This window comes from Roseovarius salincola (assembly GCF_026891095.1).
Taxonomy (GTDB): domain Bacteria; phylum Pseudomonadota; class Alphaproteobacteria; order Rhodobacterales; family Rhodobacteraceae; genus Roseovarius; species Roseovarius salincola.
Map to the genome: position 1 here is coordinate 1 of NZ_JAPTNL010000003.1, position 23,342 is coordinate 23,342.

Consider the following 23,342-nt stretch of genomic DNA (forward strand, 5'->3'; position numbering starts at 1 on the left):
CATAGGCGTATCGTTCCTCTTGGAAGTTCTGGCAGGCTTGATCACCCGCCACGATACGCCGCCTTCTCAAACCCCGTCACCCAGTTTCCCGCATAGCTCTTGAAGACGTGCAGGATCACGCAACGAAATGGCTCTGGACTTACAACAACGAAAGACCAAACATGGGGATCGGCGGAATGACCCCGATACAGAAACTGACAGCAGCATAGATTCTACTGATACGCCCCTCTAAAAATGGGGGGATTACCCCACAAGAAACCGGATCCGCTTCGTAAACCTTCATGCATGCCCGTCCGAACGGCTATGCTTCTATTGATTTGTCTTGATCCATAAGATACGTACCACTCGCATTTCGCTACGCTCCCAGGGCAGCTTGTAGATCGTGGCCAGCCAGTTCGAAAGTGAGGCCCATGTTGGATTCTCCGATAATCCTGTTCTGTTCCGAACGTTCGGGCAGCAATCTGATCTCCAAGATTTTCGACGCGCACCCCGAGATTTGCGCACCAGGTGCAAGCCATCTTTTCAAAGTCATGAGCGAATGCGCCTGCAAGTTTCCCGTGGGCAGCGCTGGCTTACGGGAAGCTGTCGTTGATCTGTTTTATGCGAAGATCAGTCATTGGTCGCTGGACGATTTGCCGCGAAGCGAGGTCGTCAGCATGTTTGAAGGTTTCGAGAGGGCAGATCAAATGATCGCTGCGCTCTATGATGCAGAGACCAAAATGTCTAAGAAGCGCAGTGCGTTCATCAAGGAACATTCGGCATTTCGCTATCTGCATATGCTGTTTGGACAAAGCGTGTCTCCCAGAATTCTTTTCATGGTCAGGGATCCGCGCGACATGGCATTGTCCTGGAAACAGGGCCCGGCTATGCGGGGTGGCGTTCTGCGGGCGACCGATCGTTGGGTATATGATCAGGCTGGATACCTTGAGGCCCTGCCGCCTATTATGGCGCGAATGCCCGTAGGTTTTCTGAGATATGAAGACCTGCTGATCTCACCAGAGGCCGAGTGCACAAGGGTTTGCGGTGAACTGCAAATACCGTTTGATCCGGCGATGATCGAGTTCCAGACACACAGCAAGAGTGCCAAGGCAAATGCCAAACGATCCGCAATGTGGTCGAATATCGACAAGCCACTTATCGCTGACAATTCGCAGAAGTTCCTGAAGGGGCTAAGCAATGATGAGATCGCCTATGTCGAAGCCGTTGCCGGCCCGCTCATGAAGACATTCGGCTATGAACCTGTTCGAAAAGGCCAGGCACCTTTTGGAAGTTGTGAGACGCTCGATGAGCTCAGGGCGAAGCTCGCCCAGAGTGAACCGCATGAAAAACCGGCATATCAAACTCTCCCCTCGGAAGAGCGCGCGCGCCTGGAGGCCTGGTCAAGCCTTTACAAGAGAATGTCCTCTTTAACACCCGTGCCTGTGGAAAAACTGCGCACCGCAAATCAATGAGCCCTCTCGGCGGTGAAACTCAACGTAAGGCGGTTGCGATCATGCAACCTTATCTGTTTCCTTACATTGGGTATTTTCAACTGGCTCACAGCGTTGACGAATTCTGGCTGCTCGATACGGTCAATTACGTTCAGCATGGCTGGATGAACCGAAACAAGGTGCTCGTGAACGGCAAAGACTACCTTTTTACGATACCGGTCAACAAACACCCGCGTATCTGCCCTATCTCGGAAAAAGTGTACGCGGATCAGGCGCCGAAAGCGCTCGAAAAACTCGAAAAGACGCTTCGCGCCAGCTACGCCAAGGCACCCCATCTGGACCGCGCGGTACACCTTGTGGAGACTGTGCGGGGCAGACTATCCGAGAAGGCGCATGCGGCAGATTTCACCGACACGACCGAACTTGCGCTAAGGCTGACCTTCGACGCCATCGGTTTGCATAGGCCGATTCATCGTGTGTCTTCGTTGGATATTCCGGGTGATCTGAAGGGCGAAGCGCGTATCATCGCCGCATGCCAGCAGTTGGGCGCTGCGCGATATGTGAACATGGCGGGTGGCAAGGAACTCTATGATCCAGCGGCCTTTTCGGCAAAGGGTATCGAACTTCGATTCCTTGAACCGTCACTGGTTCCCTATTTTCAAGGCCAACAAGACTTTGCCCCCGGCCTGAGCATACTCGACGCGGTTGCGTGGGTCGATCCGGCGGACATGCCAGAGCTTTATCGCCGATACAGCTTGTCATAAGCGACAAGGCGCGCCCGGCCTGCCAAGAACAGCGCCCCAAATCTCTCGCCCCGTGCGCGCGCAGGCCCTTCACAGCGGGAACATGCAGCGGTGGCCGCGGTCGTCTTCGATGTACCAGTCGGGCTCCTGTGTCTTGCACGCATCGCGCGCCCAGGGGCAGCGCGGGTGAAAATCGCAGCCCGACGGTCGGTTGACCGGGCTTGGCACCTCGCCTGAAAGCGTCACGCGCTCACCGCGCGCATCGGGGTCGGGCTCGGGGTTGGCGCAAAGCAGCGCCTTTGTATAGGGGTGGCGGGGGTGTTCGAAGATGCGCGCCGTCGGCCCTTCCTCGACGAAGCGGCCAAGATACATGATCGCCATGCGGTCGGTCACATGGCGCACAAGGTTGAGGTTATGGGTGATCACCAGGATCGCGACCCCCGTGCGCTGCTGCACCTCGTTGAGCAGGTTCAGAACCTCGCCCTGCACCGACATGTCGAGCCCCGCCGTCGGCTCATCGGCGATCAGCAGGCGGGGATCAAGCGCCAGCGCGCGCGCCACGCCGACCCGGCGCGCCTGACCGCCCGACAGCTGATGCGGGTAGCGCGCGGCGTATTCGCACGGCAGCCCGACAAGGCCCAGCAGGCGCTCGGCCTCGTCGCGATCCGCCTTCCGCCCGTGGATGCGCAAGGGCTCGGTGATCAGCGACTTGACCGTCAGGCGCGGCGAGAGCGACCCGACAGGGTCCTGCCACATCATCGACATTTCGCGCCGCAGCCTGGCCCAGTCGCGCGCCGAAGCCGACGCGACCTCCTCGCCGTCAAAGACGATACTGCCCGAAGCGGGCGCCTTGAGGCCGATCAGAGTGCGCGCGATCGTGGATTTTCCCGACCCGCTTTCGCCCACCAGGCCCAGCGTCTGCCCCGCCTCGATCGAAAAGGACACGCCGCTCACGGCCTCGAAATCATGTGTCTCGCCGCGCAGCGCGGCACGCAGCCGCCCCTGCCGGGCATAGCGCACACGCAGGTCTGTCACTTCAAGAAGGCTCATGCCGCGCCCTCCTCGGGATCGGCAAGGTGGCAACGGATTTGCTGGCCTTCGGCGGCGCCCGCGTAAAGCGGCGGATGCTCGCGCTCGCAGCGCGCCCAGCCATGCGGGCAACGGGCGCGATAGGCGCAGCCGGGGGGCGGCTGGCGCAGGTCCGGCAAGGTGCCGGGGATCGTGGGCAGGTTGCGGGTGGCCTCCTTGATGCGGGCCGGGTCGCAATCGAACAATGCCTGCGTATAGGGGTGCCGGGGCGTGTGAAAGATCGCCCGCGCGCCGCCATATTCCACCACCTCGCCCGCATACATCACCGCCACCTCGTCACATAATTCAGCCACCGTGCCCAGATGGTGCGACACGAACAGAACAGAACAGCCGAACTTGCGCTGAAGATCGCGCAGCAGGCTGACGATCTGCATTTCCAGCGTCGCATCCAGCGCCGTTGTCGGTTCGTCGGCGATCAGAAGGTCCGGCTGTGTCAGCAAGGCCATCGCGATGCAGACCCTCTGGCGCATCCCGCCCGAAAGCTGGTGCGGATAGACATCCAGCTTGGCGGGCGCATCGGGGATCTGCACCTGTTCCAGAAATTCGATGGCGCGTGCGCGCTTGGCGGCGCGGCCCGTCTTGTCGCGATACTGGATGTCCAGCATCTGCTGGCCGATTGTCGTCACCGGGTTGAGCGCCGTCATCGGGTCCTGAAAGATCATCGCGATGCGCCGGCCGCGCAGGTCGCGCCAGGCGGCAGGGCCAAGCCGGGTCAGATCCTGATCGCCCATCCGGATCGCGCCGCCAGCCACGCGGGCATTCTCGGCCAGAAGCCCGATCAGCGAATAGGCCAACGTGGACTTGCCGCAGCCGGATTCGCCCACCAGCCCCAGCACCTTGCCCCTTGGCACCTCCAGATCGATGTCGCGCAGCGCATGGACGGTGCCGCGTCCGGTGTCGAAATCCACCGACAGCCCCTCGATGGAAACCAGTGTATCGCTGGCGGCGCCGGACACATCGGATGCGGCGGCGTTGAGCGCAGTGGGAACCATCAGCGGGCCTTTCTGAGCTTGGGGTCAAAGATGTCGCGCAGGGCTTCGCCCATGAAGGTGAACCCCAAAGTCACAAGGATGATCGGGATCGATCCGCCGATGACCGGCCAGGGCGAGTTGCGGATGAAATTGTAGCCGTCATTCAGGATGACGCCCCATGATGGCGTCGGCGGGCGCACGCCCATCCCCAGAAAGCTGAGGCCGGCCTCGGTCGCGATCACCAGCGGCACATCCATCGACGCCAGGATCAGAAGCGGCCCCAGCACGTTGGGCAGGACATGAATGGCCAGCAAGCGCGGCATGCCCACACCCATGGCGCGCTCGGCCAGGATGAATTCGGCATTCTTGAGCGCCATGGTCTGGGTGCGCACGATGCGCGCATAGATCGGCACCGAGGTGATCGCCACCACCAGAACCACGGTGAACAGGCTCGGCCCGATGATCGTGACCACGGCAAGGCCGAACACGATGACGGGAAAGGAACGCAGCGCATCGAACAACAGCAACAGAACATTGTCGAGCCAGCGCGGCCCCAGCCCCGCGATCAGCCCCAGCGCCAGCCCCACGCTCAGCGCCGATGCAAGCGAGGCCATCGCCACCAGCATCGCAATACGCCCGCCCGCGATCACCCGGCTGAAGATGTCGCGCCCGATATTGTCTGTTCCCAGCCAGTGCTCGGCCGAGGGCGGCGCCATGCGCGGCCCCACCATGATCGCCACCGGATCATAAGGCGCGATCCAGGGCGCCAGCACCGCCGAACCGACGATCAGCGCGACCAGCACGAAGCCGATCACGCCCGTCCGGTTGCCCGACAGCACCCGCAATGTGCGCGCCAGTGCCGTGGGTTCGGGCAGCGGGGCCCGGGATGTGACTGTGGGTGTCGTGTCGCTCATCTTAAAGCTCCTCGCGCTGGCGCGGATCAAGAAGCGCGATCACCAGGTCCGAGATCAGCGTCGCCAGCACGATGATGCCGGTTGTCACCAGCACCGCGCCAAGGACGATCGGGTAATTGCGCTCATTGACCGCCTGGACGATCAGCGCGCCGATACCCGGGCGCGCAAAGATCACTTCGACAAAGACCGCAGCCGAAAAGAGATGCGCCACCCCAGTCCCGATCAGCGTCACCGCCGGCAGCACGGCGATCTTCAGAATATGCGAACGCGTGATGCGCCGCTCGGACAGGCCGAAGGCGCGCGCCATGCGCACATGCGGCTGACCCATGATCTCAAGCATCGAGGCGCGCACCATCCGCGCCACGTAGCCGACCCAGCTGACGCCGATAGCGAATGCGGGCAGGATCAGGTGGGTGATCGAATTCACAAACCCCTCGCCCGCCCCGATCGCGGGCAGCCAGCGCAGCCAGACCGCGAAGACCAGCACCGAATAGAGCGCCATCACGAAAGCCGGGATCGAAATGGTGCCGACCGAAACGATCCCCGACAGCGTGTCGAACCAGGTATTGCGGCGCAGTGCCGAATAGGCGCCAAGCACGATTCCCAGCGCCGCCGACCACATGATCGCGACCGTGATCAGGATCAGCGTATAGGGAAGCTGTTCAAGCACGATCCGCGACACGGCGCGGCCCGTGAAGACGTCATGGCCAAGATCGCCGCGAAAGATATTGCCGAAGAACGTTACCAGCTGCACCAGCAAAGGGCGATCCAGCCCCATCGCCTCGCGGGTCCGTTCAATCAGTTCGGGTGTCGCCCGGGGACCAAGGACCAGAACGGCCGGGTCTCCGGGCACCACATGCAGCATCAGTTTCAGGATCGAGACCGCGACCATGACGATCACGACCGACAGGACAAGCCTTTGCGCGGTGTAAAATAGCACGGGTCGCGGTCTCCTTTACGTCGCTTCGGGTTCAGGTTTCGCCGTCGAAACCGATGAACAGCGGGCGGCCATCCGGGCGCAGCGCCGGTTCCAGACCCTCGCGATACATGACCGGCGTCCCTTCATGGGTGATGAACTTGTAGGCGCCGGTCTCCTCCATCAGCTCCTGCATCTTGCGATACATCTCGGCGCGCTTGTCGCCATCGCTCTCGCTCAGCGCCCGCTGGTGCAGCTTGTCGAACGCCTCGTTCGAGAACCGCTCCCAGTTCCAGATGCCGACCTGGTCGCTGACGAACCAGCTTGTCGCGTAATAGGGGTCGGGCAGCATCGAGAAACGGTTGAGCACAAGCTGCATGTCCTTCCAGCGATCGCCCTCGCTTTCCATCCCCAGCGTCCAGAACGAGCCGGAATCCTGTACGTTGATCTGAACCTCGATACCGATCTGCGACAGCTGCGCCTGGATCACCTCGGCCATGGTCTTCCAGACCGTGGCATTCAGCGCGTCGATCGTGATCGGCTCGGCGGGCGGTCCGCCTGCGGCCTCAAGGAACGCGCGCGCCTTGTCCAGATCGCCCGCGACCGGCACCAACGGGGTCTCGCGATGGCCCGGCAAGCCCGGCGCGATCATGCCGGTGGCCGGTTCGGCCTCGCCGAAATAGGCCGCGTCGATGATCTGCTCCGCATTGATGGCGTGCTGGATCGCCTTGCGCAGGTTCTCGTCCTTAAGCACCGGATTGTCGAGATTCATCCCCAGCCAGACATAATAGAGCGAGGGGTATTCCTCGATCACGGTATCCTTCGGCTCGTTGCCGCGATACTGCGCCAGCGACGACAGCGTGATCTCGGTAAAGTCCAGATCGCCCGCCTCATAGGCGCGCTCGGCGGTCTTGGTGTCGTCCATCGGCAGGATGCGGATCTCGTCGAACCCCGGCGCCTCGCCTTTCCAGTCCGGGTTGCGGACCAGGTGGACATACTGGTTGGGTTTCCAGGCCTCAAGGATATAGGGGCCGGAAAACGCCGGTGGCTCCATCCCGAAATTTCCGCCGGATTCAGTGGCTTCCATCACCGCCTTTTTCGACACGATATGGCCGGTGCCGTAGGGCAGCGTAATGGTCCAGAGCGGCTGGAATGGCTCCTTGAGGACGATCACGCCTTCGTAGGTGTCGGTCACCTCCACATGATCCAGCGGGCCCCAGTCGCTCTTGACCGGGCTGTCATGCTCCAGCACCCGCTCGAACGAGAATTTCACGTCCTCGGCGGTCATTTCGCCGTACCCGCCGGTGAACATGAGACCCTTCTTGAGCTTGAAGCGGATATGGGTGTCGTCGACCTGCTCGATCTCTTCGGCGGCTTCCAGTTCCCAATCCCATTCGCGCCCCGGCACATAGCGCACCAGCTTGGAATAGATGCAGTTCATTACGTCGACATTATAGCCGTTCTGGTAAAAGCCCGGATCGAGCGCGTCGATATCGGCGTAGGAGCTGACGCGCAGCACCTTGCCCGATTGTGCCCAGATCCGCGAGCCAAGCGGCATGGTCGCGGCGGCAAGCCCGGTGGCCGTGGCGCCTTTCAGAAACGCCCGGCGGCCGAAGCCGGCTGGATTGGCTGTCTTGATGTCGGTCATTTGGTTTATCTCCCTGACAGGGCCGTCATGCGGCCATTATGAATTTGCAGGATGGCCCCGTTAATCGGGGCGTAGTTCATGTTGAGCGCCCGATGCCTTTGAAGCAATTTCGCATCGGGCGCGAAAAGACGCTGATTTTGCGTCATTCTGCGAATAAGGCTGGGTGATTACGCAAGATCCCTCGGGATTTCGCAATCCCAGCTTTCCTCATGGGCGATCGTGTCGCCTTCGCGCGCCACCAGCTTCGCCTTGACGATGAAATGGGTCGCCGTTGCCGTCACTTCGGTTTCCGTGCGGCTGCTCATCCGCCAGTCGCCGCGCGACATGTCCAGATCCCACACCACATGCCCCCGGAACGAGCGCCAGTCGGTGCCGCTGAAGGAGTAGGTCTCGACCCCGCAGCCGCCGGTTTCCATGCCGCTATCCTTGATGCGCAGGCGGCCTTCATCATCGGTGATGGTCACGCGCGTCTCGCCGCTGGCAAGGTTCTCGGTCACGACCCAATCGGCCTTGGCGGGTGCCAGCCGATCCATCTCGGCGGGCGCGCCGCCCTTTGGGGGGCCAAACTCACGCGGCGCGGGATCGTCCGACGGCTGGCGCAGCGGCAGCACAAGGCGGCTTGCGGCGGTATCCAGCGACAGCGTCACCGGCTCGGGCGCGGGCCAGGCGATGGGGAAATAGCTGGTCGAGACCGACAGCCGCAAGCGATGCCCCGCGCGAAATGTCTGCGCGACATGCTTGAAGGGCACGGTCGCCTTATAGACCTCGCCGGGGACCAGCGCCTCGGGGGTTTCATGACTGTCGCGATGCGTAAGGTTAAGGAGTCCGTAGCTCACGCGCGTGGCCGCGCCATCGGGTGCCACATCCACCAGCCGCGCGGCAACCTGCGCCACGGGCTGGTCCACTGAAAAGCTCAGCTCCAGGTTGGCATCGCCCGCGATCTCAAGCGGCGCCTCCAGCGGCGCGGTCTGGAACACCAGGCTTCCGGCATCGTCGCGGCGCTGATCGACCGGCTGATCGCCCGGCTTGGCGTAAGAGCACCACTTGCCCCCAGCAAGCCCGGTGCCCAGCGGCGAGCGGATCGACAGACTGCCATCCTGCGCGCCACCCTGCCCCAGCGTACCGTCAGCACCCAGTGCAAAGGGGCTGCGCGCGACATTTGGCGAGGGCCATGACGGCTCCTCGATCCAGCGCCCCTCACGATGGGCATAGTAACTTGCGGGTTCGGCGTGGTCCTGCATGTAAAGGCGCAGTTGCGGCTCGTCCATTATGCCGGTCTCGATGCCCTTCAGCCACTGATCCCACCAGCGCAGCTCTTCGGCCGCCCAGTCGATCGCCGGACCGGGCACACCGATATGGGGATATTTATGCGACCACGGGCCGACCAGCCCCTTCTTGGGGCCTTTCAGGCTTTCCATCAGCCGGAACACCGTGCGGCAATAGCCATCCGCCCAGCCCGAAACGGCATAGACCGGCACCTCGATGCGGGAGATATCCTCGCAGACCGAGCCATGTTTCCAGAACGCATCGCGGCGCTGATGCTCCAGCCATTTCCTGAGCCACAGCCCCGACCCCCGCAGCCGCTCCAGCCACATCTCGCGCCACTTGTCGCCCACCAGATCGGGATCGGGCGGCAGCGTGTTGATCGCGAACATGTTGGACGCCCAGGATATCTGGTCGATCACCATGGTACCGCCCATGTAATGCACGTCATCGGCATAGCGGTCATCGGTCGAGGCGATCGACACCACCGCCTTCAGCGCCGGGGGCTGAAGTGCGGCGATCTGCAAGCCGTTGAACCCGCCCCAGGAAATGCCGACCATGCCGACATTGCCATCGCACCAGTCCTGCGCGGCGATCCATGCGATCACGTCGCAGCCATCCTGAAGCTCCTGGGCGGTGTATTCGTCTTCCATCAGCCCTTCGGATTCACCGGTGCCGCGCAGATCGACGCGGACATAGGCATAGCCATGCGCGGCGATATGCGGCGCGCGCACCGCATCGCGGGCCAGCGTGCCGTCGCCCTTGCGATAGGGCAGGTATTCCAGGATCGCGGGCACGGGCGTGCCATCGGCGGGGCGCCAGATGCGCGCCGCCAGAACGCAGCCGTCAGGCAACGTGATCTCCACATGCCGCGCCTCGGTGACCTCGTGAAGGTTGGTGCGAACCTGATCCATGCAAGCATATCCTCTGTCAGTGGCTGGGCGCAGCCTGACACGGGGCGGGCCTGCGTCACAACTTCGCGCACCGTCGCAGGTTGACTTTCAAACTGCGTCAAGTAGCGTAAGGGCATGGTATCAGATCCCCTTCCCGACAACCTCTCCTACGCCTGCAGCCTGTTTCCCTCGATCGCGCATGTCTGTCGCCGGATCGGAATCAATCGCCAGCAATTCAACAAGTATCTCGCCGGGTCTGTGCGCCCCTCGCGCCACAACATGCGCAGGATCTGCGACTTCTTCGGCGTGACCGAGGCCGAGCTTCTGGCCGAGACGCCGCGCTTTGCCGAACTCATATCCTTGCGCCGCCGCGCCGGAACCGAACAGGATCACTCGCCCCTCGGCCCGACCCTGATGCGGCTCAACCAGTTCTCGACACCGCTCGACCGCTATTGCGGAGCGTATTTCAGATACTTCTTCTCCTACAGCAATCCCGGACGGATCATCCGCTCATTCGCGCTTCTGACGCGGCGCGACGGCTATTACCTGTGGAAGAATATCGAGCGCGAACGGACCGCGCCGGGCCGCGCCAGCGACGTGTTCAAATACGAGGGCGTGGCGTTCTATCTTGGCGAGCGCATCAATGTGGTCGAAAACGAATGCCTGCTCTCCTCTTCGATCACCCAGATGATGCTTTATCCCTCCTATGCCGCGGGGATCGATTATCTGCTGGGCATCCAGACCGGCGGGCCGCTCAAGCGCGGGCGCAAACCCGCCGCCTCGCGGGTGCTGCTCGACTATCTCGGGCAGAACATCGATTCACGCCGCGCGCTCAGGCAATGCGGCCTGTTCAACCCCGAGGATCTCGACCCTCGGATCGTCGATCTCGTGCGCAACGAGATGCCACCCGGCGCCACCGTCTTCGAGGTCGAACAGCTTTAGCGCCCCGCGCCGTCAGATCGCCCGCGCCAGCCGCAACCCGTCATAGACCGCCGCATGGATGTTACGCGATGCCACCGCGTCGCCGATGCGAAACAGCGTGAAAGCGCCATCCGGGTTGCGCGTCACTTCCTGCCTGTCTCCCGACAGAAACGCCGCCCGGTCCAGCTCACCAAGGTTGCGCGACATGGGCTTGAGGTCGAAATGAAGGTCATCCAGCGGGATCGTGCCGTTGTTCACCACCACCTGATCGACCTCGCGCGTCATCCGCGCCGTGCTGAAATCGCTGCACAGATCTGCCAGCAGACGGTTGCCCTCGCGCCGCACCCCCTGAAGCCGCCATGTCACCGTGAAGGTCACGTCGCGCCCCTGCATTTCGCGCAGGAACGGCGTCAGGGTCATCGGCATGACCTCCGAGGACAGCGCGCGGTCAGGGCTGACGATCTCAAGGCGCGCGCCGCTTCGGGCGATGGCCTCGGCCGCCTGAAGCCCGGCCCCGTCGCCCGCATTGTCAAACAGCAGCACGTTGCGCCCGGGCGCCACGTCACCCGACAGGATATCCCAGCCCGAAACCGGCAGGTCCTGCCCGTCACGCAAGGGCACGTCATGCGGCAGCCCGCCCGTGGCGACAATCACCAGATCCGCGCCCGCGCCGGTCACTGTCCCAGGCTCGGCCATGCTGTTGAAATGGAACCGCACACCCATGCGCTCGCATTCCGCCATGCGCCAGCCGATGATCGACATCATCTCGCGCCGACGCTCGGATTGTGCCATCAGCCGCACCTGCCCGCCGGGATCATTGGCGGCCTCGTGCAATTCGACAGCGTGGCCGCGCTCCGCCGCGACCCGCGCCGCCTCAAGCCCGCCCGGCCCGGTGCCGATGACCAGCACCCGGCGCTTGACCTGCGCACGTGCGATCTGATGCGGCTGGTGCAACTCCCGCCCGGTCGAGGGGTTGTGGATGCAAAGCGCCTCGGCCCCCTGAAACCGCCGGTCCAGGCAGAAATTCGCGCCCACGCAGGGGCGGATACGGTCTTCCTGCCCGGCCTTGATCCGGCGCACGATATCGGGGTCGGCCAGATGCGCGCGGGTCATGCCGATCATATCCACCATTCCGGTGGCGACAGCATGGCGCGCGGTGGCCACATCGGGCACCTTGGCGGCATGCAGCACCGGCACGCCGGTCGCCTCGCGCAGCCGCGCCGCCGCCTGAAGATGCGGCGCGTTGCGCATGCCCTGCACCGGAATCATGTCGGTCAGCCCGGCATCGGTGTCGATATGTCCGCGCGTGACGTTGAGGAAATCCACCAGCCCGCTTTCCTTCAGCCGACGCGAAATCTCGAATCCCTCGCCCTCGTCCACGCCCTCGGCGCACATCTCGTCACCGGCATAGCGCAGCCCCAGCAGGAAATCCTTGCCCACGCGCGCGCGCGCAGCCGAAAGAACCTCCATCGCCAGCCGCATCCGGTTCTCCAACGATCCGCCATAAGGCGCCTCCAGCGTGTTGGAGCGCGGCGACCAGAACTGATCCAGCAGATGCCCGGTGGCCAGGAACTCGGCCCCATCCAACCCCGCATCCCGCATCCGCTCGGCGGCCAGCGCATAATCCTCGATGATGCGGGCGATGTCCCAGTCCTCGGCCTGCTTGGCGGCGTGGCGATGCGCGACCTCGCGCTCGTGGCTCGCCGACAGGGTCGGCAGCCAGTCCCCCCTGTCCCAGCGCGAGCGCCGCCCGTGATGGGTAAGCTGGATCATCACCGCGCAGCCCTCTTCGTGGCATTCCTCAGCAAGGCGGCGCATCCAGGGGACGATCTCGTCGCGATAGGCCTGCACACCTCCGCCCGAGGGCGCGGAGTCCGGCGCGACCGAGGCCGAGCCCATCGTCATCGTCAGCCCCACGCCGCCGCGCGCGCGCGCCACATGATAGGCGCGGTAACGATCCTTGGGCAGTCCGTCATCGGCATAGCCAGGTTCATGCCCGGTGATCAGAAGGCGATTCTTCAGCTTGAGCGGACCAAGCTGGCAGGATTGCAACAGGGGATCACGACGCATCGGGCGGAAACTCCTTTCCGGGGCTGAAATCTGGACATCCGGAACCATGACGGCATCTTGTGAGGGACCGCATGCTGGGCGATCCTGACAGGGAAACGGGCGCATATGCTGTGGTATGGGGGCGCGAAACCGCAGAAAAAACCGTGGCGGATGGTCGATACTGCACAGAGAACGCGATTTTCACCTTCGGAGTCCTCGGCGCAGGGCCGTTCCCGCGGGCAACATGGATGAGCGAAAACATGGCAAAGCAAACCGGCGAATCGACGTCCGGGACAGAAGCTGCGCAAGGGGTGGATACCACCTCCGGCGACAGCTTCCGCGTCGACAAGTTCACTGCCACCGCGCACCGGATCGGTCCCACCGACCGCGCCTTGCTGCATGAGCTGACGGTCGGCGTGTTCTGGCCGCATCGCTGGCGCGACCTCGATGTGTTCATCTCCCTGGGCGAAGGCTATCTGGCCGTCGACGAGATCGGTCGTGCTATGGGTTCGGCCATGTGCTTCAAGGCGGGCGGGGATTTCGCGATGCTGGGCATGATGGTGACGGCGCCACGTCTTCAGACCATGGGCACCGGGCGCTGGCTGTTGCGCCGGGTGATGGACGATTGTCCGGGCTGCGACATGCGCCTCAGCGCCACGCGCCAGGGCTACAGGCTTTACAAGGATGCCGGGTTCATCACCCTTGGCACGATCTGGCAGCATCAGGGCGTGACGCGGCCCATTCACCTGCCCGATCCGGTCGCGGGGGTTTCGCTGCGCGCGCTCGAACCGGACGATGGCGTGGCCATCCGCCAGCTCGACACACAGGCCTACGGCGCCGAGCGCACGCGCACCATCGACTGCATGCTCGATCTGTCCGACGGTGTGGTCGCCCAGGTCGCGGGCCAGATCCGTGGCTTCGCATTGCGCCGCCGCTTTGGCCGGGGCTGGGTGATCGGCCCGCTGGTCGCCGAGGACGAAGGCACCGCCATGATGCTGGCCGCCGAGTTGATCCAGCGCAGCGAAGGCGAATTCGTCCGGCTCGACACGCCGGTGGAAGGCGAGGCCTTCGGTGCCTTTCTCGCGGCGGCGGGAATGGGCGCCTATGACACCGTGACCGAGATGTATATGGGCGAACAGCGCCGCCCGCTCAACGGCACGCGCATGTTCGCCCTTGCGGCGCATTCACTGGGCTGAAACGGCCCGCCCGCTCTGCGCGCCGCAGCGTCAGGACAGCCGGTCCTTCATCGCGAACCAAATGCCCACCAGCGGCAGGAACCAAGGCCGGCCCGAATAACCCGGCACCCTTGGCCAATCGAGTCCCTCAAGCGGGTTGCTTTCAGGTTTGCCCATGGCCATGTCGGCCAGCGCCGCGCCGATCAGCGTCGACATCTGCGCGCCATGCCCCGAATACCCCATGCCGTAGATCATCCCGTTCATCTCGCCCGCGCGCGGGAATCGGTCCTTTGTCATGCCGACCAGCCCGCCCCAGCAATAGTCGATATCGACCCCGGCCAGATGCGGGAAAATCCGTGCCATCCCGTCGCGAAGGATCGCGCCCGATTTCGCATCCGAGCGCTGGTCACAATCCGCCGAGAACCGCGCGCGCCCGCCGAAAATCACCCGCCGGTCCGGTGACAGGCGGAAATAATTGCCGATATTCATCGAGGTGACGCAGGTCCGATCCCCCGGCAGCGTCGCCGCCACCTCGTCGTCGCTCAAAACGCGCGTCGCCACGATGAACGACCCGACCGAGATGATCCGCTTTCGAAACATTTGCAGCGGGGCGCCCTTGACCGCTCCGGCATAGGCGCCGGTCGCGGCGATCACCCGCTCGGCCGCCAAGGTGCCGCGCGGGGTCACCAGACGCCACATCCCGTCCCGCTTCGTCCGCCCGGTGACCGGCGCGTCCTCCCAGATCAGCGCACCTGCGCGACGCGTGGCATCGGCCAGACCACTCACATAGCGCCCCATATGCATCATTGCCGATTTCGGTTGCAGGATCGCGCCGTGAAAGGCTTCCGCGCCGACCTCGCCGCGCAGATCCGCCTTCTGCAGCCAGCGCGCCTCGGGATCGACCTCACGCGCGATCAGCGCACAGTTCTGGCGCAGCCCCTCGACATGGCTTGGCTTTGACGCCAGCTTGAGCTTGCCCGAGCGGCGAAAATCACAGGCGATGCGCTCTTCGGCGATGGTCTCCTCGATCATGTCGATCGACCGGTCATAGGCCTTGTAAAGCGCATGGGCGCGCGTCGCCCCGAGATGCGCCTTGGCCGATGCGTAATCATGCGCAATCCCATTGTTGAGATGCCCGCCATTGCGCCCCGATCCGCCAGCCCCCACATGCTCGGCCTCCAGCAGCGCCACCGACAGCCCCTCGCGCGCCAGGCGGCGTGCCGCCGTCAGCCCGGTGAAACCGCCGCCGATCACCGCCACGTCAAAGCGCCCCTCGACCGGACCGGCCTGGCCGCCCGCGAAGCTTTCGGAAGTATCGAACCAGTAGGATGCGTAAGCCGTCATATGTCCCTGCCTCAGAGGCCCACCAGCCCCGGAAGACCCGAAATATCGGGGATTTCGCGGTAGCCGTAATAGGGGTTGGCCGGTTCATGACCGCGGTTGACCCAGGCCTTGTGCGTGATCCCCAGATCATGCGCCGTCATCAGATCATAGCGAAAGCTCGATGAAACATGCAGCACATCCTCAGGCCCACAGCCCAGACTGTCGAACATGTGCTCAAAGGCGCGCATCTGCGGCTTGTAGGCCTGCGCGTCCTCGGCGGTGAAGACATGCGCAATCGGCGCGCCGAGGCTGGCGATATTTTGCGGAATCTGACTGTTCATGGCATTGGTCAGCGCCACCAGCGGGATCTTTTCGGCGATCCGCGAAAGCCCCTCGGGCACATCCGCATGCGGTCCCCAGGTAGGCACGCGCTCATAGATATCGGTGGCGATATCGGGGTCGAAATCCACGCCATTGCGCTTGCAGGTCCGCTCAAGCGCGTTATGAACCACATCGGCGTAAGGTTTCCACGCACCCAGCACCTCATCCAGCCGATAGGCCGAGAAATCCTTGATGAACATGTCCATCGCCTCGGGCGACAGACTGTCAGCATAATGATCGCGTGCCGCCCCGGCCATGTCGTAAAAGATCATCGTGCCGTGGCAGTCGAAGGTAATGAATTTCGGGGTGAAGGTCATGGGCGTCTCCAAAGCGTCTGCGTTGCCGTCATCCTCGCGCCTTCCGGGCGGAATGGATTGCCGCGTTTCAGGTGCAAGCCGCAGAAAATGGCGTTGCGGGGCCGGGGCGCGGCAAATGGTGCCGTTCACCCTGCACCGGTAAGCAGCCCTTTCCTTGCCTGCCGGTGCATGATCGGCGAGACAGTATTTTTTGCAATCAAGGGACGCGCCGCATCGTGACACAGCCCATGACACCACAGGCAATGCTGGCCCGGCTGGTCGGCTTCGACAGCGTCGTCGGCCGCCCCAACCTCGCCCTGATGAACGAGATCGCCGATTGGCTGGACGGCAACGGCATACCCTGCCGCCTGCTGACCGGGCCAGAAGGCGACCGCGTCAATCTTTTCGCGACCATCGGCGATTCCGCCCTGCCAGGCTATATCCTCTCGGGCCATGTCGATGTGGTGCCCGCCACCGAACCCGAATGGCGGGCCGATCCATTTCTCCTGCGCGACTGCGATGACCGCCTGATCGGGCGCGGCGCCTGCGACATGAAAGGCTTAGTGGCGGCGGTGCTGACGGCCGCGCCTGACCTTGCGGCGATGTCCCTTGCCACGCCGATTCATATCGCCCTGTCCTATGACGAGGAGGCAGGCTGCAAGGGCGTGCCCCACATGATCGCCGCGCTGCCCGATCTTTGCGCGCCGCCGCTTGGTTGTATCGTCGGCGAACCCACCGGCCTTGCGCCGGTTCTGGCACACAAGGGCAAGGCGGCGCTGGAACTCTGCGCGACCGGCGTGCCAGGGCACAGTTCGCGCCCCGATCTCGGGCATAACGCGATCCACGCGCTTTTGCCCGCCCTTGTCGCCGCCACAACGCAAGCCGCCACCCTGCAAGCCAGCGGGCCGCGCGATGCACGTTTCGCGCCGCCCTGGTCCAGCCTGCAGATCGGCACCATCGAGGGTGGACAGGCGCTCAACATCATCCCCGAACATGCCACCGCCCGCATCGAGGCCCGCGCCATCGCCGGAACCGATCCCGAAAGCCTGCTGGCCCCGGTCCTCGCCGCAGCCGAGGCGCATGGCGTCGCCGCACATTGGCTCTCGAGCTACCCGCCCCTCGCGCTTGATCGCGACCATCCCCTTGTCGGCCTGACCCAGCGCATATCGGGACAAGAGGCCCTTGCCGCCGTCAGTTTCGGCACCGAGGCGGGGCTCTTCCAGCAGGCCGGAATCCCGTCGGTCATCTGCGGTCCGGGCGACATCGCACGCGCTCACCGCCCCGAGGAATACCTGACACGGAACGAACTGAGCGCCTGTTATCGCATGGTTCTGGCGCTCGGGCAGGCCTGCGCGCCATAGGCGCGGCATTTTCTGCGGCAGGTGCGGCGCGCGACAAGGAAACCTGCCGCGCCACGCGCGCTTGTGGCGCAACATGCCGGTCGGCGCACCCTAGCCTGATGGCAGGAACACGACCAACACGAGCAACCATATGAGCGACTCCCCCACCTTCACCGCACCCGGCCAGAATCTGGTGATCCGGCCTTTCACAACGGCCCATCTTCCCGGCGCGCTGTTGCTCTCGCAACAGGTGGGCTGGCCGCACCGGCTCGAGGACTGGGCGCTCAACCTCGCTCTGTCTCAAGGCGTCGTGGCGCTTGACGGCGCGCGCGTGGCGGGCACGACCCTCTGCACGCGCTTTGGCGACGTGGCCCTGCTCAACATGATCATCGTCGATGGCGCGATGCGCGGGCGCGGGCTGGGGCGGATGCTAATGGCGGCGGCGATGGAGCTTGCCGCGGGCTGTGAAATGCGCCTCATCGCCACGCCCGAGGGCCAACCGCTTTATGAAAAGCTGGGCTTTCACCCTACCGGCCAGATCCTCCAGCATCAGGGCATCTCGCAAGGCGGCGCACCCGCGCTGCCGGTGCGCGAAGGCCGCGCGCAGGATGTCACGGAACTGGCGCGCATGGACCTCGCCGCAACCGGGCTCGAACGCAGCGACATGATCGCCCGGATCGCCGGAACCGGCACGGTGCTGCGCGCCGATCACGGCTTTGCCCTGCTGCGCGCATTCGGGCGCGGTCATGTGCTTGGCCCCGTGGTCGCGTGCGATACCGCCACCGCCCGCGCGCTCATCGACGCGGGCGCGCGGCGCATGGCGGGGCGCTTCCTGCGCATCGACCTGCCCGAGGGCGCGGGCCTCTCGGATCACGTCACCCGCCTCGGCCTTGCCCATGCGGGCAGCGGCACCGCGATGATCCGCCCGCCCTGCGGCCCCGCCGCCGGCGGGGATTTCACCACTTTCGCGCTTGCCTCGCAGGCGCTTGGCTAACCGTGACGGAGACTCACATGCTTACCAATTCGCTGGTCGAACTCGATCGCCGCCACCTGGTTCATCCGGTGTCCTCATTTCAGGGCCACGAGGCGCGCGGTGTGCGCGTGCTGCGCCATGCCAAAGGCGCCACCGTGACGGATGACGAGGGGCGCGACCTCATCGACGGCTTCGCCGGGCTCTGGTGCGTCAATGCGGGCTATGGCCACGAATCCGTGGTCGAGGCCGCCGCCACGCAGATGCGCGAACTGCCCTATGCCACCGGCTATTTCGACCTTGGCGCCGAGGCCCCGATAAGGCTGGCCGCCGAACTGGCCGACCGCGCGCCGGGCGATCTCGATCATACCTATTTCTGCCTTGGCGGCTCGGACGCCGTCGACAGCACGATCCGCTTCATCCGCTATTTCTGGCACGCGCAGGGCAAACCCGAACGCGATCAGTTCATCTCGGTCGAACAGGGCTATCACGGCTCGGCCTCTGGCGGCGCGGGGCTGACAGCGCTGCCGGTGTTTCATACGGGCTTCGGCCTGCCCTATGACTGGCAGCACAAGATTCCGTCGCACTACGCCTATCGCAACCCGATCGGCAGCGACGACGCGGCGATTATCTCTGAGTCCGTCGCCGCCCTTCGCGCCAAGATCGAATACCTCGGCCCCGAACGCGTCGCGGCATTCTACGTCGAGCCGATCCAGGGCTCGGGCGGGGTGCTGGTGCCGCCCAAGGGCTGGATCAAGGCAATGCGCGATGTCTGCACCGAATACGGCGTGCTGTTCGTCGCTGACGAGGTGATCACCGGCTTCGGGCGCACCGGCCCCCTGTTCGCCTGCGAAGAGGAAGACATCGTGCCCGACCTCATGACCCTCGCCAAGGGGCTGACATCCGGCTACGTGCCGATGGGTGCCGTGATGATGCGCGACCATGTCTACCAGACCATCGCCCGGGGCGCGGGCGCAAAGGCGGTGGGGCATGGCTTCACCTATTCGGCGCATCCCGTCTCGGCCGCCGTGGCGCTCGAGGTGCTGAAACTCTATGAAGGCGGGCTTCTTGAAAATGGCCGCCGCCAGGGCGAGCGTCTGCTCAAGGGGCTGGCCGGTCTGGCCGATCACCCGCTGGTCGGGGATGTGCGCGGCCGCGGCATGCTGGCGGCAGTGGAACTGGTGACCGACAAGGCGCGCAAAACCCCCCTGCCCGCCGCTCTGGACCCGGCAACACGGCTCTTTGACCGCGCCTGGAACGAGGGGCTGATCATCCGCGCCTTCGCGCAGGGCGTGTTCGGCTATGCCCCGCCGCTCTGCTGTACCGATGACGAGATCGACCAGATCGTTGCGCGCACCCGACGGGTGCTGGACCTGACCCTCGACGATCCCGAGATCCGCGCGGCGATGGCGCAATGAAGCTGCTCTTGCTCTCCACCCCCGAGCGCGCCCGCGCCTGGCAACCGCTTTTCGACGCGGCGGGCGAAACCCTGGTCGTGGGCGAGGACGCGGTGACCGATCCCGCCGAAATCACCCATATCGCCTGCTGGATGCCGCCCGCCGATCCGGGCCGCTATCCAAACCTGCGCGCCGTGATCAGCACCGGCGCCGGGGTCGATCAGATGCCCGCCCTGCCCCCCGGCGTCGCCCTCACCCGCACGATCGCGCCGGGGATCGACGAACTGGTGCGCGACTGGGTGGTGATGGCGACGCTGATGCTCCATCGCGACATGCCGCGCTATCTTGAACAGGCCACGCAGGGCGACTGGCGCGCCCATCCGATCCGCGCCGCCGCCAGCGCGCGGGTCGGCATCATGGGCATCGGCCGCATCGGGCGCGCCGCGGCCTCGACCCTGTCCGCGCTTGGCTTCGATGTGGCAGGCTGGAGCCGCTCGGGCGAGCCCGTCGACGGCATCGCGATCCATGGCCAGTCCGACCTGCCCGCCTTCCTTGCGCGCAGCGATCTGCTGATCTGCCTACTACCGCTCACCGGGGAAACCCGCGGTATCCTGGACGACAGGCTTTTCGTCGGCCTCCCCGAAAATGCCGCCCTCATCCATGCCGGGCGCGGCGCACAGCTTGACATGAACGCACTCGGCCGGGCGCTCGATAGCGGGCGGCTGCGCGCGGCGATGCTCGATGTGACCGACCCCGAACCCCTGCCGCAGGACCATTGGGCGTGGCGCGATCCGCGGGTCATCATCACCCCGCATGTGGCCGCGCAGACCGATGCGACCGAAGGCGCGCGCCACGCTCTCGCGGTGATCGAGGCCAGCCGCACAGGCGTGCCGCTCCCAGGTTTCATTGACCGTGCACGGGGCTATTAGGCCGGATCGGGCAGCGGCATTTCCCGCCGCGCCACCCGGCAAAACGAAAGAATCTGCCGCTGCGCCAGCAGATTTCGACGCCACGCCCTTCGCCCCTTGGGCAAGGCTGGATGAAACCGGGCGACGGCCCTCCCGCGCAGCACGCGGGTCGACCAAGGAAAGCAATGTCACCATGACGACAGACACGATGACACGATGACACGATGACACGACCGCTGACCGCATTCACCCACATCAGTTTCGACGTGGTCGGCACGCTGATCGATTTCGAGGGCGCCATTACCGGCGTGCTGGACGACATCGCCCGCGAGGCCGGTGTGACGCTTGACGGCGAAGCCGCGCTGTCGGTCTATCGCGAGGCGCGCCATGATCCCGAAGCCGGGCTTTTCCCCGACGATCTGGGCCGCTGCTACGGGCGCATCGCCGCGGAATTCGGCCTGCCCGACAGTGACGCGCTGCGCGCCCGCGTGGTCGAGGCGGTGGGCGACGCAGCGCCCTTTCCCGACAGCGCCGCGGCGCTGGCGCGGCTGGCCGGGCGCTACAGGCTGATCGCCATGACCAATGCGCGCCGCTGGGCCTTCGAGCGGTTTTCGCAAAAGCTGGGGCAGCCCTTCTGGGCCGCCTTCACCACCGACGACACCGGCACGGAAAAACCGGATCCGGCGTTCTTTCACGCGGTATTCGCCCATGTCGAGGCCAATGGCGGCGCACGGGGCGCGATCCTTCATGCCGCGCAAAGCCAGCACCATGACATCGGCGTGTCGCGCAAGCTGGGCATGACCAATGCCTGGATCGAACGCCGCCACGGACAGTCCGGTTACGGCGGCACCCTCACGCCAGAATCCTTCACCGAACCCGATTACCACTTCCACTCGCTCGCGGAACTGGCCGATGCCACCGAAGATGCAGCGCAAAGCTAGCCCTTTATCCTCCCCGGCCCGAAACGGCGCAAAGAACCGGATGGGGCCATAACCAACCCGCAAACCAAAACAGCAACAGGGAACAAATCAATGACCAACAAGACACCCACCAACTGGACCCGGCGCGACGACGCCATGGTCGAAGACGCAATCCGCCGCGGGGCGACCCGCCGCGACCTTCTCAAGATGCTGATGAGCTCGGGCGTCGCGCTCGGTGCTGGCGGCAGCCTCCTCATGCAGGCCGGTCAGGCCGTCGCCGCCACCCCCAAGACGGGCGGCCACATGAAGGCGGCCGGCTGGTCGTCATCCACCGCCGACACGCTGGACCCGGCCAAGGCGACGCTCTCCACCGATTACACGCGCTGCTGCGCGCTCTATAACCGCCTGACCTTCCTCAACGAGGCCGGCGAGGTCGAGATGGAACTGGCCGAGTCGATCGAGTCGGGCGACGCCCAGACCTGGCAGGTCAAGCTGCGCCCGGGCGTCTCGTTCCACGACGGCAAGCCCTTCACCTCGGCTGACGTGGTGTTCTCGCTCAACCGCCATCTCGACCCTGCGGTCGGCTCCAAGGTGAACTCGATCGCCAAGCAGATGACCGAGGTCGCCGCAGAAGACGACATGACCGTGCGCATCGTGCTGGCCGAACCCAATGCCGACCTGCCCACGATCCTGTCGCTCCATCACTTCCTGATCGTTGCCGACGGCACCACCGATTTCTCAAAGGGCATCGGCACCGGCGCCTTCATGCTCGAGGAATTCGATCCCGGCGTGCGCTCCATCGCCGTGCGCAACCCGAACTATTTCAAGGATGAAGGCCCCTATCTCGACAGCTTCGAGTATTTCGCCATCCCCGACAACAACGCCCGTGTCAACGCGCTGCTGTCGGGTGACATTCAACTGGCCGCCGCGGTCAACGCGCGCTCGCTCCGGATGGTCGAAGGGCAATCGCAGGTCGAAACCCTGATCACCACCGCAGGAAACTATACCAACCTCAATATCCGGCTGGATCTGGACCCGGGTGCCAAGGCAGGCTTCATCGAAGGGATGCGCCACCTGGTCAACCGCGAGCAGATCCAGAAATCCGTGCTGCGCGGGCTTGCCGAGATCGGCAACGACCAGCCCGTTTCGCCGATCAACCGCTACCACAACAGCGAGCTGCAACCGCGTGACTTCGATCCCGAACGCGCCCGCGCCCTGTTCGAGAAAGCCGGGCTTCTGGGCGAGTCCGTCCCGATCGTCGCCTCCGAGGCGGCTACCGCCTCGATCGACATGGCCACCGTCGTGCAACAGGCCGGTGCCGAGATCGGCATGACCTTCGACGTGCAGCGCGTGCCGTCGGATGGCTACTGGTCGAACTACTGGCTCAAGGCGCCGGTGCATTTCGGCAATATCAACCCGCGCCCGACGCCGGACATCCTGTTCTCGCTGCTCTACAGCTCGGATGCGCCCTGGAACGAAAGCCAGTTCAAGTCCGAGAAGTTCGACTCCATGCTGGTCGAGGCCCGCGGCACGCTCGACGAGTCGCTGCGTACCGATATCTACTGGGAGATGCAGGAGATGGTCGCCAATGACGCGGGCACGCTCATCCCGACCTACATCTCGAATGTCGATGCGATGTCGACAACGCTCAAGGGGATGCGCCCCAACCCGCTGGGCGGGCAGATGGGCTATGCCTTTGCCGAATACATCTGGCTCGACGCCTGATCTTTCGCACGCGAAGCGCCCGCGCGTGGTAACATGCGCGGGCAATTTTCATTCCTGAACAGCGAGGCGC

Annotated in this window: 19 protein-coding genes and 1 pseudogene; 11 read left to right on the top strand and 9 right to left on the bottom strand. The window is 64.5% G+C overall.

Features of this window, described 5'->3' with window-relative positions:
* Window positions 1-98 precede the first annotated feature (98 nt).
* From N5A93_RS19620 to N5A93_RS05010, 3 genes and pseudogenes are all read left to right on the top strand, one after another.
* Window positions 99-209, top strand: a pseudogene (locus N5A93_RS19620) (hypothetical protein); the annotation flags it as partial.
* Between the two features lie 201 nt (window positions 210-410).
* The gene (locus tag N5A93_RS05005) at window positions 411-1,451 is read left to right on the top strand and encodes a sulfotransferase (RefSeq protein ID WP_268953978.1); all 1,041 of its coding nucleotides are present in this window, start codon (window positions 411-413) and stop codon (window positions 1,449-1,451) included.
* Between the two features lie 41 nt (window positions 1,452-1,492).
* On the top strand, window positions 1,493-2,194 hold the full coding sequence (locus N5A93_RS05010; RefSeq protein ID WP_268953979.1) for a WbqC family protein: 702 nt from the start codon (window positions 1,493-1,495) through the stop codon (window positions 2,192-2,194).
* Between the two features lie 69 nt (window positions 2,195-2,263).
* Here N5A93_RS05010 and N5A93_RS05015 read toward each other — a convergent pair whose 3' ends face one another.
* The 6 genes from N5A93_RS05015 to N5A93_RS05040 form a co-directional block, all read right to left on the bottom strand.
* Window positions 2,264-3,223, bottom strand: coding sequence for an ABC transporter ATP-binding protein (locus N5A93_RS05015; RefSeq protein ID WP_268953980.1), 960 nt, complete (start codon window positions 3,221-3,223; stop codon window positions 2,264-2,266).
* A complete protein-coding gene (locus N5A93_RS05020; RefSeq protein WP_268953981.1) occupies window positions 3,220-4,254 on the bottom strand; it encodes an ABC transporter ATP-binding protein in 1,035 nt (344 codons plus the stop codon). Before N5A93_RS05020 ends, N5A93_RS05015 begins: the two co-directional genes overlap by 4 nt.
* Window positions 4,254-5,147: an ABC transporter permease gene (locus N5A93_RS05025; protein WP_268953982.1), complete on the bottom strand. Its 894-nt coding sequence runs from the start codon at window positions 5,145-5,147 to the stop codon at window positions 4,254-4,256. Before N5A93_RS05025 ends, N5A93_RS05020 begins: the two co-directional genes overlap by 1 nt.
* Before the next feature lies 1 nt (window position 5,148).
* Window positions 5,149-6,087 (bottom strand): ABC transporter permease, encoded by a 939-nt coding sequence (locus N5A93_RS05030; RefSeq protein ID WP_268953983.1) that lies wholly within the window; start codon window positions 6,085-6,087, stop codon window positions 5,149-5,151.
* A 31-nt stretch (window positions 6,088-6,118) separates the two neighbouring features.
* Window positions 6,119-7,711: an ABC transporter substrate-binding protein gene (locus tag N5A93_RS05035; protein ID WP_268953984.1), complete on the bottom strand. Its 1,593-nt coding sequence runs from the start codon at window positions 7,709-7,711 to the stop codon at window positions 6,119-6,121.
* A 167-nt stretch (window positions 7,712-7,878) separates the two neighbouring features.
* Window positions 7,879-9,888 carry a CocE/NonD family hydrolase gene (locus N5A93_RS05040; protein WP_268953985.1) on the bottom strand — a complete coding sequence of 670 codons (2,010 nt, stop codon included), beginning with the start codon at window positions 9,886-9,888 and terminating at the stop codon, window positions 7,879-7,881.
* A 114-nt stretch (window positions 9,889-10,002) separates the two neighbouring features.
* Between N5A93_RS05040 and N5A93_RS05045 the strand changes: the two genes are divergently transcribed.
* Window positions 10,003-10,809, top strand: a complete 807-nt coding sequence (locus tag N5A93_RS05045; protein ID WP_268953986.1) for a helix-turn-helix domain-containing protein — start codon at window positions 10,003-10,005, stop codon at window positions 10,807-10,809.
* Window positions 10,810-10,821: 12 nt separating this feature from the next.
* Here N5A93_RS05045 and N5A93_RS05050 read toward each other — a convergent pair whose 3' ends face one another.
* The gene (locus N5A93_RS05050) at window positions 10,822-12,858 is read right to left on the bottom strand and encodes an NADH:flavin oxidoreductase (RefSeq protein WP_268953987.1); all 2,037 of its coding nucleotides are present in this window, start codon (window positions 12,856-12,858) and stop codon (window positions 10,822-10,824) included.
* A gap of 239 nt (window positions 12,859-13,097) precedes the next feature.
* Between N5A93_RS05050 and N5A93_RS05055 the strand changes: the two genes are divergently transcribed.
* Window positions 13,098-14,033, top strand: a complete 936-nt coding sequence (locus tag N5A93_RS05055; protein WP_268953988.1) for a GNAT family N-acetyltransferase — start codon at window positions 13,098-13,100, stop codon at window positions 14,031-14,033.
* 30 nt (window positions 14,034-14,063) lie between these two features.
* Here the strand turns inward: N5A93_RS05055 and N5A93_RS05060 are convergent, their stop codons facing one another.
* A complete protein-coding gene (locus N5A93_RS05060) occupies window positions 14,064-15,356 on the bottom strand; it encodes an NAD(P)/FAD-dependent oxidoreductase (RefSeq protein WP_268953989.1) in 1,293 nt (430 codons plus the stop codon).
* Window positions 15,357-15,367: 11 nt separating this feature from the next.
* Window positions 15,368-16,033: a haloacid dehalogenase type II gene (locus tag N5A93_RS05065; RefSeq protein ID WP_268953990.1), complete on the bottom strand. Its 666-nt coding sequence runs from the start codon at window positions 16,031-16,033 to the stop codon at window positions 15,368-15,370.
* A 227-nt stretch (window positions 16,034-16,260) separates the two neighbouring features.
* Between N5A93_RS05065 and argE the strand changes: the two genes are divergently transcribed.
* The 6 genes from argE (at window position 16,261) to N5A93_RS05095 (ending at window position 23,272) form a co-directional block, all read left to right on the top strand.
* The gene (gene argE / locus N5A93_RS05070; protein WP_268953991.1) at window positions 16,261-17,373 is read left to right on the top strand and encodes an acetylornithine deacetylase; all 1,113 of its coding nucleotides are present in this window, start codon (window positions 16,261-16,263) and stop codon (window positions 17,371-17,373) included.
* Window positions 17,374-17,503: 130 nt separating this feature from the next.
* The gene (locus tag N5A93_RS05075) at window positions 17,504-18,346 is read left to right on the top strand and encodes a GNAT family N-acetyltransferase (protein ID WP_268953992.1); all 843 of its coding nucleotides are present in this window, start codon (window positions 17,504-17,506) and stop codon (window positions 18,344-18,346) included.
* Window positions 18,347-18,363: 17 nt separating this feature from the next.
* Complete coding sequence (locus N5A93_RS05080) at window positions 18,364-19,740, top strand: aspartate aminotransferase family protein (protein ID WP_268953993.1); 1,377 nt, start codon at window positions 18,364-18,366, stop codon at window positions 19,738-19,740.
* Window positions 19,737-20,648 (top strand): 2-hydroxyacid dehydrogenase, encoded by a 912-nt coding sequence (locus N5A93_RS05085; RefSeq protein WP_268953994.1) that lies wholly within the window; start codon window positions 19,737-19,739, stop codon window positions 20,646-20,648. Before N5A93_RS05080 ends, N5A93_RS05085 begins: the two co-directional genes overlap by 4 nt.
* Before the next feature lie 203 nt (window positions 20,649-20,851).
* The gene (locus N5A93_RS05090) at window positions 20,852-21,568 is read left to right on the top strand and encodes an HAD-IA family hydrolase (RefSeq protein ID WP_268953995.1); all 717 of its coding nucleotides are present in this window, start codon (window positions 20,852-20,854) and stop codon (window positions 21,566-21,568) included.
* Window positions 21,569-21,658: 90 nt separating this feature from the next.
* Window positions 21,659-23,272: an ABC transporter substrate-binding protein gene (locus N5A93_RS05095; RefSeq protein ID WP_268953996.1), complete on the top strand. Its 1,614-nt coding sequence runs from the start codon at window positions 21,659-21,661 to the stop codon at window positions 23,270-23,272.
* The last annotated feature ends 70 nt before the right edge of the window (window positions 23,273-23,342 follow it).

Excerpts from the sequence above, each read along its gene's own strand:
- N5A93_RS05085 (WP_268953994.1), top strand. The coding sequence starts at position 19,737 with ATGAAGCTGCTCTTGCTCTCCACCCCCGAGCGCGCCCGCGCCTGGCAA.
- N5A93_RS05045 (WP_268953986.1), top strand. The coding sequence starts at position 10,003 with ATGGTATCAGATCCCCTTCCCGACAACCTCTCCTACGCCTGCAGCCTG.
- N5A93_RS05095 (WP_268953996.1), top strand. The coding sequence starts at position 21,659 with ATGACCAACAAGACACCCACCAACTGGACCCGGCGCGACGACGCCATG.
- N5A93_RS05015 (WP_268953980.1), bottom strand. The coding sequence starts at position 3,223 with ATGAGCCTTCTTGAAGTGACAGACCTGCGTGTGCGCTATGCCCGGCAG.
- N5A93_RS05025 (WP_268953982.1), bottom strand. The coding sequence starts at position 5,147 with ATGAGCGACACGACACCCACAGTCACATCCCGGGCCCCGCTGCCCGAA.
- N5A93_RS05080 (WP_268953993.1), top strand. The coding sequence starts at position 18,364 with ATGCTTACCAATTCGCTGGTCGAACTCGATCGCCGCCACCTGGTTCAT.
- N5A93_RS05075 (WP_268953992.1), top strand. The coding sequence starts at position 17,504 with ATGAGCGACTCCCCCACCTTCACCGCACCCGGCCAGAATCTGGTGATC.
- N5A93_RS05050 (WP_268953987.1), bottom strand. The coding sequence starts at position 12,858 with ATGCGTCGTGATCCCCTGTTGCAATCCTGCCAGCTTGGTCCGCTCAAG.
- N5A93_RS05010 (WP_268953979.1), top strand. The coding sequence starts at position 1,493 with ATGCAACCTTATCTGTTTCCTTACATTGGGTATTTTCAACTGGCTCAC.
- N5A93_RS05005 (WP_268953978.1), top strand. The coding sequence starts at position 411 with ATGTTGGATTCTCCGATAATCCTGTTCTGTTCCGAACGTTCGGGCAGC.
- N5A93_RS05060 (WP_268953989.1), bottom strand. The coding sequence starts at position 15,356 with ATGACGGCTTACGCATCCTACTGGTTCGATACTTCCGAAAGCTTCGCG.
- N5A93_RS05020 (WP_268953981.1), bottom strand. The coding sequence starts at position 4,254 with ATGGTTCCCACTGCGCTCAACGCCGCCGCATCCGATGTGTCCGGCGCC.
- N5A93_RS05065 (WP_268953990.1), bottom strand. The coding sequence starts at position 16,033 with ATGACCTTCACCCCGAAATTCATTACCTTCGACTGCCACGGCACGATG.
- N5A93_RS05055 (WP_268953988.1), top strand. The coding sequence starts at position 13,098 with ATGGCAAAGCAAACCGGCGAATCGACGTCCGGGACAGAAGCTGCGCAA.
- argE (WP_268953991.1), top strand. The coding sequence starts at position 16,261 with ATGACACCACAGGCAATGCTGGCCCGGCTGGTCGGCTTCGACAGCGTC.
- N5A93_RS05035 (WP_268953984.1), bottom strand. The coding sequence starts at position 7,711 with ATGACCGACATCAAGACAGCCAATCCAGCCGGCTTCGGCCGCCGGGCG.
- N5A93_RS05040 (WP_268953985.1), bottom strand. The coding sequence starts at position 9,888 with ATGGATCAGGTTCGCACCAACCTTCACGAGGTCACCGAGGCGCGGCAT.
- N5A93_RS05090 (WP_268953995.1), top strand. The coding sequence starts at position 20,852 with ATGACACGACCGCTGACCGCATTCACCCACATCAGTTTCGACGTGGTC.